Source organism: Gilliamella sp. B14448G11 (assembly GCF_016101765.1).
GTDB classification, from domain to species: Bacteria; Pseudomonadota; Gammaproteobacteria; order Enterobacterales; family Orbaceae; genus Gilliamella; species Gilliamella apicola_N.
On the sequence record NZ_JACFPX010000004.1, the window covers coordinates 42,414 to 59,653 of the forward strand.

Genomic DNA, 17,240 nt, shown 5'->3' on the forward strand with positions numbered 1-17,240 from the left:
TTTAGCTAATATTACTGTTTATAACTATGTTTTTCACGCTCAATGGCTCGATAACCTATATCATGGCGATAAAAACAGCCATGCCAACGAATATTATTAACTTGCTGATAAGCACGTTGTTGAGCCTCTAGGACTGTGTTACCTAAAGCGGTGACACAAAGAACGCGCCCACCTTTGGTAAACACTTGCCCTTTTTCAAAGCTAGTACCTGCATGGAATACTTTGCAATCTGAAGATGATTCGGTTGGTAATCCAATGATTTCATCTTGCGTATTATAGTCGCCAGGATAACCTCCTGCAGCCATTACAACACCTAATGCTGGTCTAGGATCCCATTTTGATTTTACGGTATCTAAGTTACCATCGACTGCCGCTAAACATAATTTGACTAAATCTGACTGCAAACGCATCATGATCGGTTGAGTTTCAGGATCACCAAAGCGACAGTTAAATTCAATAACTTTGGGATTACCCTCTTTATCAATCATTAAACCTGCATATAAAAAGCCAACATATACATTGCCCTCTTGTGCCATGCCATTGACTGTTGGGTAGATCACTTGATCCATGATTTTAGCAAAAACTTCATCGGTCACAACTGGTGCTGGCGAATACGCTCCCATTCCACCCGTATTAAGACCAGTATCACCATCGCCAACGCGTTTATGATCTTGACTGGTTGCCATTGGTTCAACATTTTTGCCATCCACCATAACAATAAAGCTGGCTTCTTCACCCTCTAAAAACTCTTCAATAACCACACGGTGTCCAGCATCACCAAAAGCATTGCCTGCCAACATATCGTTTACAGCAGCTTCGGCTTCTTCAAGTGTCATGGCAACAATAACACCTTTACCCGCAGCTAAACCATCAGCTTTAATCACAATTGGTGCGCCTTTCTCGCGAATATAGGCTAGTGCTGGCTCAAGTTCAGTAAAATTCTGATATTCGGCGGTTGGGATGTTATGCCGTGCTAAAAAATCTTTGGTAAAGGCTTTCGAACCTTCAAGTTGTGATGCCGATTTTGTTGGACCAAAGATTTTTAATCCAGCCTTTTGAAAGCTATCAACAACACCAATGACTAATGGAGCTTCAGGACCAACAATGGTAAGATCAATTTGCTCTTGCTGAGCAAAATTCAATAATCCGCTAACATCCGTCGCTTTAATGTTAATATTTTCCAGACCTGATTCAAGTGCAGTCCCTGCATTTCCTGGAGCGACAAAGACTTTTGATACTAATGGTGACTGTGCTATTTTCCAAGCTAACGCATGTTCGCGTCCACCATTCCCAATCACTAATACTTTCATAAAAGATCCTTTATATGCTTCTTCCTTAAGAAGATAACCAATGTAATTTTAATAAATATAAAACAAACTAGAAAAACGCATTAATGCCTAAAATGGCGCATGTTAGTAAAAATCATCGCAATATTATGTTCATTTGCAGCTTGAATGACTTCTTCATCACGAATTGATCCACCTGGTTGGATTACACAAGTTACCCCAGCCGCTGCAGCCGCATCAACACCATCACGAAATGGGAAAAATGCATCAGAAGCAACAACAGAACCGGCAACTTCTAAATTTTCGTCTTGCGCTTTAATACCAGCAATTTTAGCTGAGTACACACGACTCATTTGGCCAGCCCCAATACCGATGGTCATTTTATTTTTTGCATAAACAATCGCGTTCGATTTTACAAATTTAGCCACTTTCCAACAAAATAGAGCATCTGAAAGCTCTTGCTCAGTTGGTTGGCGCTTGGTAACAACAGTTAACTGCTCGGGTGTAATCATACCCAAATCACGCTCTTGCACTAATAAACCGCCATTAACTCGCTTAAAGTCTAAACTTGCTAACGATGACGTTGACCACTCACCACATTCAAGTACTCGTACATTCTTTTTAGCTTGAGTGATAGCTAATGCATCAGTACTAATTGACGGTGCAATAATCACTTCGACAAATTGTTTATCAATGATTGTTTGGGCTGTTTTTGCATCTAACTGTCGGTTAAAAGCAATAATTCCACCAAACGCGGAAGTTGGATCGGTTTTAAAAGCATTAAGATAGGCATTTAAAATGTTATCACTTACAGCAACACCACATGGGTTAGCATGTTTAACAATTACGCAAGCTGGTTCATCAAAGGATTTCACACATTCTAGCGCTGCATCTGTATCGGCAATATTATTATAGGATAATTCTTTACCTTGTAGCTGTTTAGCGGTAGCAATCGAAGCTTGCTCAAGATTTTCTTCAATATAAAAAGCGGCCTGTTGATGAGCATTCTCACCATATCGCATATCTTGTTTTTTAATGAATTGAAGATTTAAGGTTCGCGGAAACTCTCCTGCTGGTTTTTCGATTTCACCATAATATGGCGGAACAAGTTTGCCAAAATAGTTAGCAATCATGCCGTCATATTTAGCAGTATGTTCAAATGCTTTTATGGCTAAACTAAATCGATATTTGAAAGATAGGCAATTTTGCTGTTTATCCAGCATATCAATGATTGTGCTATAGTCTTGACAATCAACTACGATAGCAACATCTTTATTATTTTTTGCAGCGGATCGCACCATGGTGGGTCCACCGATATCAATGTTTTCTATCGCATCTTCTAAAGTACAATTGGCATTAGCAACCGTTTTAGCAAAAGGATATAAATTAACAACCACCATATCTATAGGATCGATCTGATGTTGCTGCATGACTTCGTCATCTATACCTCGACGTCCTAAAATGCCACCGTGTATTTTAGGATGTAGGGTTTTGACTCGTCCATCCATCATTTCAGGAAACCCCGTATAATTGGATACTTCGGTGACTAGAATATGGTTATCGATTAATAATTTGGCGGTACCACCAGTAGAAAGGAGTTCAATATTTCTTTCTGATAAGGCTTTGGCGAATTCAATAATTCCTGTTTTATCAGAAACACTAAGTAAAGCACGACGAATAGGACGAAACTGCTGCATGAAAAACTCCGAAATTTATATTCTAAATCCAAGTCTGTAAGTGGCTATTATATATAAAACGAGGAACGATGTTTAGTATTGACTTCTTAAAAAAAATCAAAACATTTGAATTATTTTATTTTGCAAGCGAATAATTAAATACACAACCTTTGTTAATTCCTGATAATTAGAGGTATCTTGATTTAAGATTTTTTACAACTATTGGGGTTGATATCATTTTTTTCATCCAAACACTACTTATGAATACTCAACTAAAATTAATCTACTTCCTTGATATTTTAATAGCTACAAAAAGTGACTTTCGATTATCTTAATATAGTTAAGTTTAGTAATTTTGATAACTATTAGAATTTAATTGCTTTTATGTTAGCTAAATTCAGCCTTATAAAAAATCTATAAGGACATTTACTTTAATACAATGCGAAAAAAGACAACGTTCCGCTCTCTGGTTACCGCATAAATAATTTTTGGTTTATTAAAATTTAATGCCTTATAGAAATGTAGCTACTTAGCTAAAATTTTTTAGCAATTCAGCTATTTTATTTATCATATAGATAAAGCGAATTGACACGTTGGATTTTTCGTTCATTTTGCTCTTGAGTACTATGACGATATTTTTGAGGGCTTAGTCCAATTCTTTTTTTGAAAATCCTCGAAAAATAAAGCTGATCATCAAATCCAATTGTTCGACTAATATCGGCAATATTCAGGTTAGTGGTTTGCAATAATAGTTTAGCACGATTTACGCGTTGCTCTTGTCGCCATTCACCAATCGACATACCAATCTGATCTTTAAAAATATGAGCAATTCGAGATGTCGACAAACAAACTTTTTGGGCAACAATGTCGAGCTTAAAGTTGTTTTCATCCAGTGTATCAATTAAATAGTTGCAAGCTTGCAGTACTCGTGTATCAATTTTAGGATGGTTAGTGCTTGATGTTTCTTGTGCACGACGTATTAAAAATTGCTCTAACATGCTCATTGCTAAATTTTCAGAATAAATTGTACTTGATTGCCCTACCTCGACGATTTTAATGAATAATTTTTCGAACTCATCTTTGACTTGCGTATTAGGACGATAAAAGCCTGTCTTTTTTATTCGATTCTCCCAAGTTAATAAAAACTTCCATGTTGATTTTGGTCTGAAATAGATCCAAAAATGGAACCAATTATTTTCATCTTCTTTTCGCCCATATAAATGAGGTTCTTTTGGTGGAAAAAGTACAAAATCTCCCGGATAACAGTTAAATGATTCATCGTTACGATAAATCGTTCCTTGCCCTGCATAAGTAAGATTAATAATGTAGCCATTTAGTCCATTTGGGCGGTCAATAAAGAAATCAAATTTTCCTTCTTTTTCAATCGGTGTTAGTCCAGAAACCAGATGGACATTAAATGAATAACCCGGTAATAAAGGGTCATTTTGTTGTTGATTTGTCATATGTCATCTCCTACTTTTCGAGATTTTTTTATTTTCACATAAAAAATTTTTTTGAGTAGTGACAATTGTGAGATCTTCATCACAAAACAAATTAGGTGTGCAAAATCGTCTATATTTATAGCAATAACACACCTACTTGTTCTATCCGAAATTAATTATTCTCCTAAAAACTCCATTTGATTTTTCTTAGAGGTGTTAGCGGATGAATAAAAAAATAACCATTGGATTAGATTTTGGTAGCGATTCTGTCAGAGCATTAGCTGTCGATTGCCAGAATGGAAAAGAATTAGCTACAGAAGTCGTTTATTACCCACGTTGGGCTAAAGGTCAGTTTTGTGATCCTAAAAAAAATCAATTTAGACATCATCCTCTTGATTATATTGAGTCAATGACTCAATCAATACAATCGGTTGTAAAACAACTTAAATCAGATGCACAAAATGTGGTTGCAATTGGTGTAGATTCAACTGGCTCTACGCCTGCCCCAATTGATGAAAATGGGGATGTTTTAGCTTTAAAACCAGAGTTTATGGATAATCCTAACGCGATGTTTATTTTATGGAAAGATCATACTTCAGTAAATGAAGCGGAAGAGATTAATAGCCTTTGCAAAAATGAACCTTATGCAAAATATTTAGAATATTGCGGTGGAGTATATTCTTCGGAATGGTTCTGGGCAAAAATTTTGCATATTTTTCGTCAAGATAGTGCCGTAAAAAATGCCTCTGCATCTTGGATTGAACTTTGTGATTGGGTCCCTGCTTTATTATCAGGAACGACCGCACCGAATGAGATAAAGCGTGGTAGGTGTGCTGCTGGTCATAAGTGTTTTTGGAGCGAAGAATGGAATGGCCTTCCTCCCTATGAATTTTTTGAAAAAATCGATCCACTTTTAGTTACTGCTTTACCTTATCCTTTATTTGAGAAAACTTATACTGCTGACAATAAAGTTGGAATTCTTACCCAAGAATGGGCTGAAAAATTAGGGTTACCACCAACAGTCGTTATTGCGGGTGGTGCATTCGATTGTCATATGGGTGCCGTTGGTGCGGGTGCAAAACCTTATACGTTAGTAAAAGTAATTGGTACTTCTACCTGCGATATTTTATTAGCTGAGCAAACTGTTATTGCTAATCGTTCAATTAAGGGTATTTGTGGCCAAGTTGATGGTAGTGTAATGCCCAATTTTATTGGTCTTGAAGCTGGTCAATCCGCTTTTGGCGATATATATGCATGGTTTCAAAAACTCGTGTGTTGGCCATTAGAAAAATTAATTTCAACTTCCCCAGAATTACAATCGACTGTACAAACTTTAAAACATAATCTTCTAAGCGATATTGCACAAGCTTGGGACGAAAATCCAAATTTAGATACTATCCCAATCACTCTTGATTGGTTCAATGGTCGAAGAACCCCTTACGCTAATCAACGAATTAAAGGTGTTATTACTAATTTAACTATTTCAACTGATGCAGCCACCTTATTTGGTAGTTTGATTTTATCAACTGCTTTCGGTGCAAGAGCCATTATGGAATGTTTTATTAATCAACATGTGCCAGTTAATGACATTGTAGCATTAGGGGGAATAGCTAAAAAGTCACCCATCATTATGCAAACTTGTGCTGATGTAATGAATAGACCACTAACTGTGGTGAGTTCAGAACAATGTTGTGCATTAGGCGCTGCAATATTTGCCGCCGTATCAGCCAATGTTTATACAGATATCCCAAGTGCTCAAAATAGGATGTCCAGTCAGCTCGAAACCACATTTACCCCTAATGAGAATAGGGTAGAAAAATATCAGGAATTATATGAAAAGTATTTAGTTTGGTCTGCATCGAGTGAACCTAACTATAACGCTTAGTTTTACCAACAATGTGAATAAATTCTAAAGGAGTCCATTATGTTTGTTTATGAAGAAGCTGAAATTTGGTTTGTTGCTGGTAGTCAACACCTTTATGGACCAGAAGCACTTGAACAAATAAAAAAGAATATCCAACAGGTAACGGATTATTTTAATAAAGAAGCAAATTTACCAGTAAAGATTATTCTTAAACCACTTGCGACAAAACCTGACGATATATACAACCTTTGTCAGGACGTAAACTATTCTTCAAAATGTGTTGGATTAATAACGTGGTTACATACGTTTTCACCCGCTAAAATGTGGATTAATGGATTAAATCATTTACAAAAACCTCTTTTACAGCTTCATACTCAATTTAATGAAGTCGTTCCTTGGGATTCAATGGATATGGATTTTATGAATCTCAATCAAACTGCGCACGGTGGACGCGAATTTGGTTTTATTGGTTCTCGCATGCGCCAACCTCATTCTCTGGTAACGGGTTATTGGAAAGATAAAGATGTGCATGATCAAATTGCACGATGGATGAGAGTTTGCGTTGCAATTAATGCAGAAAAAACCATGAAAATTGTTAGATTTGGCGACAATATGCGGGAAGTTGCGGTAACAGAAGGTAATAAAGTTTCTGCACAAATTAAATTTGGTTATTCGGTCAATACCCATGCAGTTGGCGATTTAGTGTCAGTCATTAATTCAATTAATGACAGCCAAATCAATCAATTAATTGATGAATACGAAACACTTTATCAACTTACTCCTGTTGCACAAATTAATGGTGAAAAAAGACAAAATCTAATTGATGCAGCGAGAATTGAATTAGGAATTGAGCAATTCTTAAAACAAGGCAACTATTCTGGATTTACTACAACGTTTGAAGACTTATATGGTATGAAGCAATTACCCGGACTTGCCGTTCAGCGATTAATGGCTAAAGGTTATGGCTTTGCTGGTGAAGGGGATTGGAAAACCGCAGCCTTACTTAGCACTATGAAATTAATGGCTAAAGGTCTTACTGGTGGTACTGCATTTATGGAAGATTATACCTATGATTTTACTAAAGGTAATGAATTAGTTGTCGGTTCACATATGTTAGAAGTTTGCCCATCAATTATAGATGATGGTGTAAAACCTTTGTTAGATATCCAACATTTAGGTATTGGCAATAAAGCTGATCCTGCACGGCTTATTTTTCCATCAAAGCCAGGTTTAGCCATAAATGCAAGTTTGATCGATATCGGTAATCGTTTCAGATTAGTCGCCAATGAGATCGAAACAATTAAACAGCCTTATACACTACCCAATTTACCTGTAGCTTGTGCAGTTTGGAAACCAAAACCATCACTTAATGTATCTGCTGAAGCATGGATTTTAGCGGGTGCTGCACATCATTCAGTTTATACCCAAGCACTTTCAATGGACTACTTTAGACTTTATGCACAACTGCACAATATTGAATTATTAGTTATTGATGGTGACACGCGAATTAATGATTTTAGAAATGAATTACGTTGGAATGAGATTGCGTATTGTAATCCTTATGCTTGATAACTTCATTTTAATTTAATAATTGGAAATATTTTTTTCCAATTATTTCCAAAATTACAGAATAAAAGGGTAAAAAACATGAGTATAAATACGCTTTTAGCGACGAATGAAATAGCAAAAGATTCTGCCAAAAAGATGACTTTCTTAATTGGCTTTTCTGCTGCAATGGCGGGATTATTGTTTGGTTTGGATATTGGTGTTATTGCAGGAGCTTTACCATTCATCACAATTCAATTTGAATTAACGACTCAACTACAAGAATGGGTAGTAAGTTCTATGATGTTGGGTGCCGCTTTAGGAGCATTGTCTAATGGGTGGTTATCTTTTTATTTAGGAAGAAAGTATAGTTTATTAGCGGGAGCCTTGTTTTTTATTGTAAGTTGCTTTGGATCTGCTTTAGCGCCTAATGTAGAAGTCCTGCTAGTTTGGCGAGTTATTTTAGGTTTTGCCGTTGGCATCGCATCATACACCGCACCACTTTATCTTTCTGAAATGGCTCCAGAAAATATTCGAGGAAAAATGATTGCCGCTTATCAGCTTCTGGTTACAGTTGGTATTTTGGTAGCTTTTTTATCTGATACTTATTTTAGTTACACGGGTAATTGGCGAATGATGCTGGGTATTATTTCTGTACCAGCAATTATTTTATTTATTGTTGTTATTTTTCTGCCTAATAGTCCTAGATGGTTGGCATCAAAAGGACGATTAAATGAAACTGAGCAGGTTTTAAAGTCTATCCGTAGCGACCCTGAAAAAATTAAGCAAGAGTTTAATGATATTAAAGACAGTTTAAAAGAAAAACAGGAAGGATGGACACTGTTTAAGGTAAACAAAAATGTTCGCCGAACAGTTTATCTTGGTATGGCTTTACAAGCGATGCAACAGTTTACCGGAATGAATATCATTATGTATTACGCACCTAAAATTTTTAGCCTTGCAGGCTTTGAAAGCACACAACAACAAATGATTGCAACAATAATTGTCGGGTTGACCTTTGTATTAGCAACATTTATTGCGATTTTTACGGTTGATAAACTGGGCCGAAAACCAATTCTAAAAGTTGGATTTGGTATTATGGCTTTAGGTACTTTGATATTAGGTATTTGTTTGCAACTTATTGAAAATGGTAATGCATCATCACTCACATCCTATGCAGCAGTGGGTATGGCGATTATGTGTATTGGTGGTTATGCAATGAGTGCGGCACCTGTTGTGTGGATTTTATGTTCTGAAATACAACCCCTTAAAAGTCGTGATTTTGGTGTAACTTGTTCTACAGCCACAAACTGGATCTCAAATATGATTATTGGCGCAACGTTCCTTACATTATTAAATAATATTGGTGTCGCACAAACATTTTGGTTATATACCGGCATGAATGTTTTATTCATTTTCATTGTTATTTTCTTCGTGCCTGAGACAAAAAATATTTCCCTTGAGCGTATCGAAAAAAATCTGATGTTAGGTAAGAAATTGTGTCATATCGGTGATGAACAATAATTAATCCATTAAGGACAATGCTGATTGGTATTGTCCTATATGAACAATCGTTTTTTCTATTCATTATTAAACAGGATGCTTGGTATGTTTACTCAATTAAAAGAACGCGTTTTAGCCGCAAATTTATTATTACCTTATTATCAACTTGTAACCTTTACATGGGGAAATGTATCAGAAATTGATAGAAATAATGGTGTCATTGCCATTAAGCCATCTGGCGTTCCTTATGATGAACTGACAACAGAAGACATTGTCATAATTGATCTTGATGGAAATAAAATTGAAGGTAAACTAAATCCTTCAAGCGATACCCAAACGCATATTGAACTTTATAAAACATTTGAACAAATTGGCGGAGTTATTCACACTCATTCCCGTAATGCAACAATTTGGTCACAAGCTGGTTTAGATATTCCTGCTTTAGGAACTACTCATGCAGATTATTTTTATGGTGATATTCCTTGTACTCGCTTATTAACACCAACTGAAATAACTAATAATTATGAACTCAATACGGGGAAAGTCATAATTGAGGAGTTTAATAAACGCAATATTGATGTTATGGCAATACCTAGTGTGCTTGTGTCTGGGCATGGTCCTTTTGGATGGGGAAAAAATGCTGATGACGCCGTACATAATGCGGTTGTTTTAGAAGAAATTGCTGCTATGGCATTAGCAACTCGCAATTTGAATATCGGTATTAAAATCCAACAAGAATTATTGGATAAACACTATTATCGTAAGCATGGTAAAAATGCCTATTATGGGCAATCATAAAACTATTAAAAATTAGGTTTAGTAAAAGTTATACTATTTAAAAATATCAGCCATCCGCCAAACATCTTTGTTTGGCATTCTTACCTTAAACAGTCGTTAAGATTAAGTGTTAAAATATCCAGTATAATTTTATCAATATAGTCCTCATTAAATTCAGTTTCATTTGGATCATCACTTATAATTACAATGAACTCATCAAATAACGTAATCAAACTTACCTTATTGTTTATGTTAGCAAACTAAAAACGTTATACTTTCACGTGGTATAAAATTTTTAGATTAGTCTATAATCCATTTAATTTATAACTTTTTGGAGCCTTTATAAAAGTAAAACTTATTTATTTGAGAATATCCTTAAATTACTTAAGACATTAGGATTAACTAACTAAATAATATTAGAGTTAATTTAAAAGAGATAAATTCACTGACAATTTTGAAAATACCATATCATAAAATAACGATTACTAAATTTAGTTAGTAAAATATTGAAATATTCCTTTTTATTTTAGGTTCAATCGTTAGCGTTAATTGAATTTATAAATAATTTATTCTCTAAACTAATTATTTACCCATATTAAATATTAAACCCAAATAATTATTTAAATATTTGGGTTTAAGAATTTGATATCAATTATTAAAGTATATAAATATTAGATTTCCTCACTTCTAAATTTACCATTAGATAAATCCCGTTCAACTTCACTATAGATTGATTCAAGTTTATAAAAACACAAAATAGCGATATTAATTAACGCGAGAATAAAAGGAAAGTATATAAATAAAAACTCAATCACAGATAGAACTTCATTTGTTTGCTGTACATCACCGCCACTGATGAATCCGAAAGCGCCGAGTATCCAACCAATACTAGCGGTACCCATCCCCATACCTAATGTCTGACCTAATGTTCCTGCACTAAATAAAATCCCTTGGATTCTTAATTTAGTGATCCATTCACCATAATCGATAGTATCTGCTAAAAAGGCAAACATAGTTGCACCAACTCCACAAAAACCAATACTTCGAACAACTGTAGATATAATAATATATAGCGCATTTTGTTTATCAATTAATGGAATTAAACAAGCAATGCAACAAACAATAAGCCCAAATAATGCAAGGTTTCTTTTACCAAAATGACGAAGAAGATATGGAATGATAAGTAAAGTCAATAAACTAGGAATATATTGAGCCATACTTATGTAAGACATATAGTAAACATCTTCTAAAATATATTTTGAATAGTAAACACTTACAGTTGAAAGTGCAGTTAAACTGGTAAAAGTTATAAACAAATAGAAAAATATCATAATCCAATATTTGTTTTTTAGCATAGCTTTTAACACTTGATCCAATTTTATATTGCTATCATTATCTTCTTTGATTGGCTTAATTCTTTCTCTAACATTTAATCCAGTAATAATTAAACAAATTGCAGTAAAGAACCCAAAGATAGCAAATAAAATTATCCAAGACACTTTAGTATTGCCAAAATATCCAACAATTGGGAGAGTAAAAACCCCAACAGTTAGAGATCCTAACGTAGAAAGTCCATTTCTAAATACACTTAACACACCTCTTTCATAAATACTTCTTGTAATAAGAGCAAGTAATGAGCCATAAGCAATATTGTTTGCAGTAAATAAAATATTAGCTAATAAATAAGTTATGCATACATACCATATTTTTACATTATCACTCGCTTCTGGAATTGTTGACATTAAAAATGCAGATAATCCAAAAGGAATAGCTGTAAATAGAACCCATGGCCTTGCCTTGCCATATTTAGTATTTGTTTTATCAATTTTTATACCAACAAAAACACATAAAATACCATCTATAACACGAGCAAAAAACATCAAAGAGCCGACTAGAATGGCAGAAACACCGACAACCTCAGTATAAAAATATGCCAAAAAGGTTACCATTAAAGTATAAGTTAAATTTGTACCATAATCGCCTAGACCAAAAGAAAATCTTTCCTTGAATTTAATTTTTTCTGAATCGATATCAGAATTATTTATAAAACTATTCATGATTAGTTCCCAACAAAATAATAGCTAAATCCCAATCTTTTAATACAAATTTGTCGTTATATTTTAAAATTGAACCGGTTAATAAATTAAGTCCGCTTTTTTCAGTAAAACAAACATTTATAGGGTTAGAAGAATAATTAAAGTAAAATCTAATTTTTTCTTTTTTATAATTGATACCATTTTTAATAATTAGTGGAAAGCTATCCTGGCATTTAAGATCTGCCAATTTTTCCTCATTAAAAATATATTCATAAATTTTTTGTAGTACAGAAGTACTTATATTGCAACCTATATAAGTGGCAGAACCGCGCCCATACCGATTACTAGTAACTGCTGCATATTTTCCCCAATATGGATGTTGATACTTGGCTAAAATTTTTGTATTAACATCTGGCTCAATCAGCTCCATCCAATCATTTATCTTGCAATCACAATTGGCCAGATCGATCTCGTCAGATATCAAACTTACATTATTAGGTTCAACGAATAGTTGATATGAAATCCCGCAAGCTTCTGAAATAATGCCAGGTTGAACAACAGTTCTCACCTTCATATTTTCATTTGCAAAACCAGATTTAAATGAATAAATTACATTTCCGCCATTTAGAACATAATTATTTAATTGCTCTAATTTAAGGTCACTAACACTATAAAGAAGTGGGATTATTAGAAGATCGTAATTAAATATAGAGTCATCATCAATTGAAAGAATATCTACCTCTATATTCATTTTATATAAGGTATCGTAATAAGCACGAAAAATATCGTTATATTGATGTAATGAATCCCTATTAAATTGATGACCATGCCAAGGATGCCAATCAATAGCTGTTAAACACTCATTACTTACAATAATTGCTACTCGGTTATATTTTTTTATTTCACGTAAATGCTTTGATAAAATCTTTAACTCATTACCTACAATAGAAGCTTCTTCATAGATTGGATTTGGCTGTAAATCATGACTTAAAATTCCTTTCCAATATGTTTCAAATGAGTTATGAATTGAATGCCAGTGCCAATAACCAATTAAGCTTGCACCACTAGCAATATGGCTATACGCTTGTAAACGTAACTGACCGGGATAAGGAGTCCAGTTTTTGAATGCTTGAGCTTGTGTTTCTAATACAAGGTAATTTTTTTTCTTGGTGCTACGAGCTACATCTCCTGAAAATGCAATTTCAATACCTGTTAACTGATCTTGACTAGGATGGTAAACATCAACACCAGTTATATCTAAAATTTCAGATGTATCAAAATGATTTACTTCAGATTGAATTCCATATGACCATGTTCTCCATTCAAAATCAAAATTATGAGTCAAAAATTGTTTTTCTGATTTATATTCATTAATAATATTAGCTTGCCATTGCAAAAATTTTTTTACTAATTTACGCTGAAATTTCTGAAACTCAGCACCTAAACTAGCATTTATTGTTCCAACTGTTGATGGAAAATCTTCCCATGCATCGATTCTATTGCTCCAATAATCTAAACCAAACTCATGATTTAATTTTAATAAATCACCTGCAAATTTTTCTTTCAAATACTTAACGAAATCTATTTGTATGTTATCTCCACAAACATCATAATATTTAGTTTCATTATCAATCTGGAATCCAATAACGGCAGGATGATTAGCTACGGCTTGCATTAGTTTTCTTATAAGACGTTCGGCATAAAATAGATAAGCTGGATGCGTAATATCCATTTTTTGACGATGACCATATTTATTACGACCATTTGGCGTTATAGCCATAACTTCTGGATATTTCTTTTCAAGCCAAGCTGGAATAGCATAAGTAGGAGTTCCAATAATTACATCAATGTTATTTTGATACATCTTATCAAGTACTATAAGAATAGAACTAAAATCAAAAACTCCTTCTTGTTTTTCAAAAGTACTCCAAGTACTTTCTGCGATACGCACATAGTTTATTCCTGCATCTAACATTAATTTAATGTCTTTATCTAATCTTTCTTCTGGTAAATATTCTCGATAATAAGCAACCCCATAATAAATTTTATCCATAGTTTATATCTCTCTTTTTTGTTAAATTAGCTATTATTTTTTATGATAATTAAGCATTCTATTTAAACATATGAATAATCATGCTATTAATATGGAATTATTTGCTTGCTAATATAAAATGAGGGATACATCACACTATTAAATCATAACCATTCCTTTTCATTTGTTTATTGCAATATTCAAAACAACTTATATTTAGGATTGATTATTTGCTATAAATTTGGATGTATTATTGATGCTTCATGAAGTTAGTTTATTAGTTGATTAATAAATTTTGATAATTTGGAGATTATTATATTTTTTAGGTTTTTTGAAGTTATTTATCCATTATATGGATTTGAATGGATTGAATTTTTTAATATTTAAAGATATTTCAATTCAGTTTTAAATAGATGAATTTATCAAAAATCAGGTATCTTATGATACCTGACTTTCAAATTTTAAGATTAAATGCAGTAATTAATCATCACTATAACCTAAGCTACGCAACGCGCGCTCATCATCGGCCCAACCCGCTTTAACTTTAACCCAAAGCTCTAAATGTACTTTGTTGTCAAAAAATGATTGCATATCTTTGCGGGCTTCTATACCAATTTTTTTGATTTTTTCACCTTTGTTGCCAATGACCATTTTCTTTTGACCATCTCTTTCAACTAATATTAAGCCGTTGATACGATACATTCCATTACGTTCATCAACTTTGAATTGCTCAATTTCGACAGTGACTGAGTATGGCAACTCATCACCTAAAAAACGCATTAACTTTTCACGAATAATTTCGGAAGCCATAAATCGTTGAGATCGATCGGTAATATAATCTTCAGGAAAATGATGTTCGCCTTCTGGCAAATGTTTTTTGACAATTTTCCTGATAATATCAACGCCATCACCTTTTTCAGCGCTAATTGGCACTACATCAAGAAAATTAACTTTTTGGCTAATTTCTTGAATATGCGGTAATAATTGAGTTTTGTCGATAACGTTGTCAATTTTATTAATTACCAACAATACTGGGCATTTGCAATCTTTAAGCTTGTTGGCAACCATTTCATCGTCATCATTCCAATGTGTACCTTCAACGACAAAGATTACTAATTCGACATCACCAATTGAGCTACTTGCAGCACGATTCATTAAACGATTAATCGCTCTTTTTTCTTCGATGTGTAAGCCGGGAGTATCAATATAAATAACCTGATCATTATCTTGAGTATCAATACCAACAATACGGTGACGTGTTGTTTGCGCTTTACGCGATGTTATAGAAACTTTTTGGCCTAGTAGTTGATTTAATAATGTTGATTTACCTACATTTGGTCGACCTACTATGGCGACAAATCCACAATGTTGTGTTGTTTTTGTCATTTTATACCTAATTGATTAAGTGCTTCTTGAGCAGCTGCTTGCTCGGCTTTGCGACGGCTTAGACCTCGCCCTAAATATTCACGGCTATCATTCTCAAGTTTGCATTGAATTAAGAATTCTTGCTCATGATTATCACCTGTTACTTCAAGAATTAAATAACATGGGCGCTCACAATGGATGCCTTGCAGATATTCTTGTAAGCGTGTTTTAGCATCTTTCTGTTTAATACCGGGTTGAATTTGATTCAATCGAGTTTGATACCACGTCAAAATTAAGCGTCGTACCGTTTCGATATTGCTATCTAAATAAATAGCACCAATAATAGCTTCTACGGCATCAGAAATAATCGAGTCACGACGAAACCCGCCACTTTTTAATTCGCCTTGACCAAGAATAAGGTAATCACCTAATTTAAATTCTTTACCCATTTCAGCCAGTGTTTGCCCACAAACAAGTGTTGCACGCATTTGACTCAAATCACCCTCATCTTGTTTGACAAAACGTTCATACAGTTCATTAGCAATCACAAAGCTTAAAATTGAATCACCTAAAAACTCTAAACGTTCATTATGCAATTTGTTAGCACTTCGATGAGTCAGTGCCAATTCTAATAAAGATAAATTATTAAATTGGTAACCAATTGATTGTTGTATTTGATTAAACTTTTTCATTATCATTGCAATTAATGTATACCACCAATACGGCTAAATCGGATGCCTGTAGGCCATTCATCTGGTTGTTTCTCAAAACTGATCCAAATTGCTGTTGCGCGACCAACAAAATTCTGTTCAGGTACAAAGCCAAAATAACGACTGTCACCACTATTATCTCGATTATCACCCATCATAAAATAGTGATCTTTAGGTACTATCCATGTAGCAATTGGTTGTCCATTTTGGCGATAAAAATAATTAGGATCCTCATGCGAACCTAGAGTGGTTAAAATTTCATGAGGTCTATCGCCTAACGTCTCTTGCTGTATATTCATATTAAGTAAGAAAACAGATTGAGAATTGACAATACCTTTATCTGCACATTGCTCTAATGTATAAAAATTCGGACTTGTTTTAAACTCTTGATGCACTTCTTTCCAATTGCTTGGTTGAGGTTGCGTATAATGTAAGTCTAATGGTTCAGATTTCTGCCCACCCACACAATTTGCATCATTAGTTTGACAAGCAGGATAAATCAGTACTTTCTTCTCTTTAACGAGATATACTATTTTATCGCCTGGCATTCCAACCACCCTTTTAATCAAATCCATTTGAGGATTATTTGGATGTTTAAATACAGCGACATCACCTCGTTTAGGGTGGCCTGTAGAAATTAATACTGTATTAGTAATAGGATCTCTTAATCCATAAGAATACTTTTGAACTGCAATAAAATCACCAATAAGTAAAGTTTGCATCATTGAACCTGATGGTATTTGAAACGGTTCAAATAAAAATGAACGAATCACAAATACAACAAATAAAACAGGGAAGAACGATGATATACTTTCAACCCAAGCTTTTGGTTTACCTACTTCTGCAAGTATTTTTCCATCTATTTCGCCATTATGTTGCTTGCGAATCTCTTCTACTTTTCGTTGTCTTGCTGGTTTCCACCTAAATTTTTCTAAAAACCAGAAGATTGCAGTAATCAATGTCGCTACTGTTAATATGATGGCAAACGTTCCAGCCATTTTTTA

The 17,240-nt window shown here is 33.9% G+C and carries 12 protein-coding genes; 4 read left to right on the forward strand and 8 right to left on the reverse strand.

Translation table 11 applies throughout. From position 1 onward, the window contains the following. Positions 1-11 precede the first annotated feature (11 nt). The 3 genes from purD to araC form a co-directional block, all read right to left on the reverse strand. Positions 12-1,310 (reverse strand): phosphoribosylamine--glycine ligase, encoded by a 1,299-nt coding sequence (gene purD / locus H3S88_RS04075; protein ID WP_086326220.1) that lies wholly within the window; start codon positions 1,308-1,310, stop codon positions 12-14. Positions 1,311-1,390: 80 nt separating this feature from the next. Continuing rightward, entirely contained in the window at positions 1,391-2,983 is a 1,593-nt protein-coding gene (gene purH, locus H3S88_RS04080; RefSeq protein WP_198227082.1) for a bifunctional phosphoribosylaminoimidazolecarboxamide formyltransferase/IMP cyclohydrolase, read from the reverse strand. A gap of 539 nt (positions 2,984-3,522) precedes the next feature. Further along, positions 3,523-4,425, reverse strand: coding sequence for an arabinose operon transcriptional regulator AraC (araC, locus tag H3S88_RS04085; RefSeq protein WP_144091565.1), 903 nt, complete (start codon positions 4,423-4,425; stop codon positions 3,523-3,525). A gap of 202 nt (positions 4,426-4,627) precedes the next feature. Between araC and H3S88_RS04090 the strand changes: the two genes are divergently transcribed. The 4 genes from H3S88_RS04090 to H3S88_RS04105 all read left to right on the forward strand — a co-directional run bounded on the left by H3S88_RS04090 (position 4,628) and on the right by H3S88_RS04105 (position 10,114). Then, complete coding sequence (locus H3S88_RS04090) at positions 4,628-6,289, forward strand: ribulokinase (protein WP_198227080.1); 1,662 nt, start codon at positions 4,628-4,630, stop codon at positions 6,287-6,289. Between the two features lie 39 nt (positions 6,290-6,328). Beyond that, positions 6,329-7,837, forward strand: coding sequence for an L-arabinose isomerase (gene araA, locus H3S88_RS04095; protein WP_144091563.1), 1,509 nt, complete (start codon positions 6,329-6,331; stop codon positions 7,835-7,837). Between the two features lie 135 nt (positions 7,838-7,972). After that, complete coding sequence (locus tag H3S88_RS04100; RefSeq protein ID WP_232352453.1) at positions 7,973-9,337, forward strand: sugar porter family MFS transporter; 1,365 nt, start codon at positions 7,973-7,975, stop codon at positions 9,335-9,337. An 84-nt stretch (positions 9,338-9,421) separates the two neighbouring features. After that, the gene (locus H3S88_RS04105) at positions 9,422-10,114 is read left to right on the forward strand and encodes an L-ribulose-5-phosphate 4-epimerase (protein WP_198227076.1); all 693 of its coding nucleotides are present in this window, start codon (positions 9,422-9,424) and stop codon (positions 10,112-10,114) included. Between the two features lie 650 nt (positions 10,115-10,764). On the opposite strand, the gene H3S88_RS04110 is transcribed toward H3S88_RS04105, so the two are convergent. From H3S88_RS04110 to lepB, 5 genes are all read right to left on the reverse strand, one after another. After that, entirely contained in the window at positions 10,765-12,150 is a 1,386-nt protein-coding gene (locus tag H3S88_RS04110) for an MFS transporter (protein ID WP_186279218.1), read from the reverse strand. Then, positions 12,143-14,182 carry a beta-galactosidase gene (locus tag H3S88_RS04115; protein ID WP_144091559.1) on the reverse strand — a complete coding sequence of 680 codons (2,040 nt, stop codon included), beginning with the start codon at positions 14,180-14,182 and terminating at the stop codon, positions 12,143-12,145. The genes H3S88_RS04110 and H3S88_RS04115 overlap by 8 nt, the downstream gene beginning before the upstream one ends. A gap of 459 nt (positions 14,183-14,641) precedes the next feature. Beyond that, positions 14,642-15,547 carry a GTPase Era gene (era, locus tag H3S88_RS04120; RefSeq protein WP_065738727.1) on the reverse strand — a complete coding sequence of 302 codons (906 nt, stop codon included), beginning with the start codon at positions 15,545-15,547 and terminating at the stop codon, positions 14,642-14,644. After that, on the reverse strand, positions 15,544-16,221 hold the full coding sequence (rnc, locus tag H3S88_RS04125; protein ID WP_370528571.1) for a ribonuclease III: 678 nt from the start codon (positions 16,219-16,221) through the stop codon (positions 15,544-15,546). The genes era and rnc overlap by 4 nt, the downstream gene beginning before the upstream one ends. A gap of 8 nt (positions 16,222-16,229) precedes the next feature. After that, a complete protein-coding gene (gene lepB / locus H3S88_RS04130; protein ID WP_086326227.1) occupies positions 16,230-17,234 on the reverse strand; it encodes a signal peptidase I in 1,005 nt (334 codons plus the stop codon). Between the last annotated feature and the right edge of the window lie 6 nt (positions 17,235-17,240).

Coding starts and splice junctions, on each gene's coding strand:
- purD (WP_086326220.1), bottom strand. CDS start 1,310: ATGAAAGTATTAGTGATTGGGAATGGTGGACGCGAACATGCGTTAGCT.
- purH (WP_198227082.1), bottom strand. CDS start 2,983: ATGCAGCAGTTTCGTCCTATTCGTCGTGCTTTACTTAGTGTTTCTGAT.
- araC (WP_144091565.1), bottom strand. CDS start 4,425: ATGACAAATCAACAACAAAATGACCCTTTATTACCGGGTTATTCATTT.
- H3S88_RS04090 (WP_198227080.1), top strand. CDS start 4,628: ATGAATAAAAAAATAACCATTGGATTAGATTTTGGTAGCGATTCTGTC.
- araA (WP_144091563.1), top strand. CDS start 6,329: ATGTTTGTTTATGAAGAAGCTGAAATTTGGTTTGTTGCTGGTAGTCAA.
- H3S88_RS04100 (WP_232352453.1), top strand. CDS start 7,973: ATGACTTTCTTAATTGGCTTTTCTGCTGCAATGGCGGGATTATTGTTT.
- H3S88_RS04105 (WP_198227076.1), top strand. CDS start 9,422: ATGTTTACTCAATTAAAAGAACGCGTTTTAGCCGCAAATTTATTATTA.
- H3S88_RS04110 (WP_186279218.1), bottom strand. CDS start 12,150: ATGAATAGTTTTATAAATAATTCTGATATCGATTCAGAAAAAATTAAA.
- H3S88_RS04115 (WP_144091559.1), bottom strand. CDS start 14,182: ATGGATAAAATTTATTATGGGGTTGCTTATTATCGAGAATATTTACCA.
- era (WP_065738727.1), bottom strand. CDS start 15,547: ATGACAAAAACAACACAACATTGTGGATTTGTCGCCATAGTAGGTCGA.
- lepB (WP_086326227.1), bottom strand. CDS start 17,234: ATGGCTGGAACGTTTGCCATCATATTAACAGTAGCGACATTGATTACT.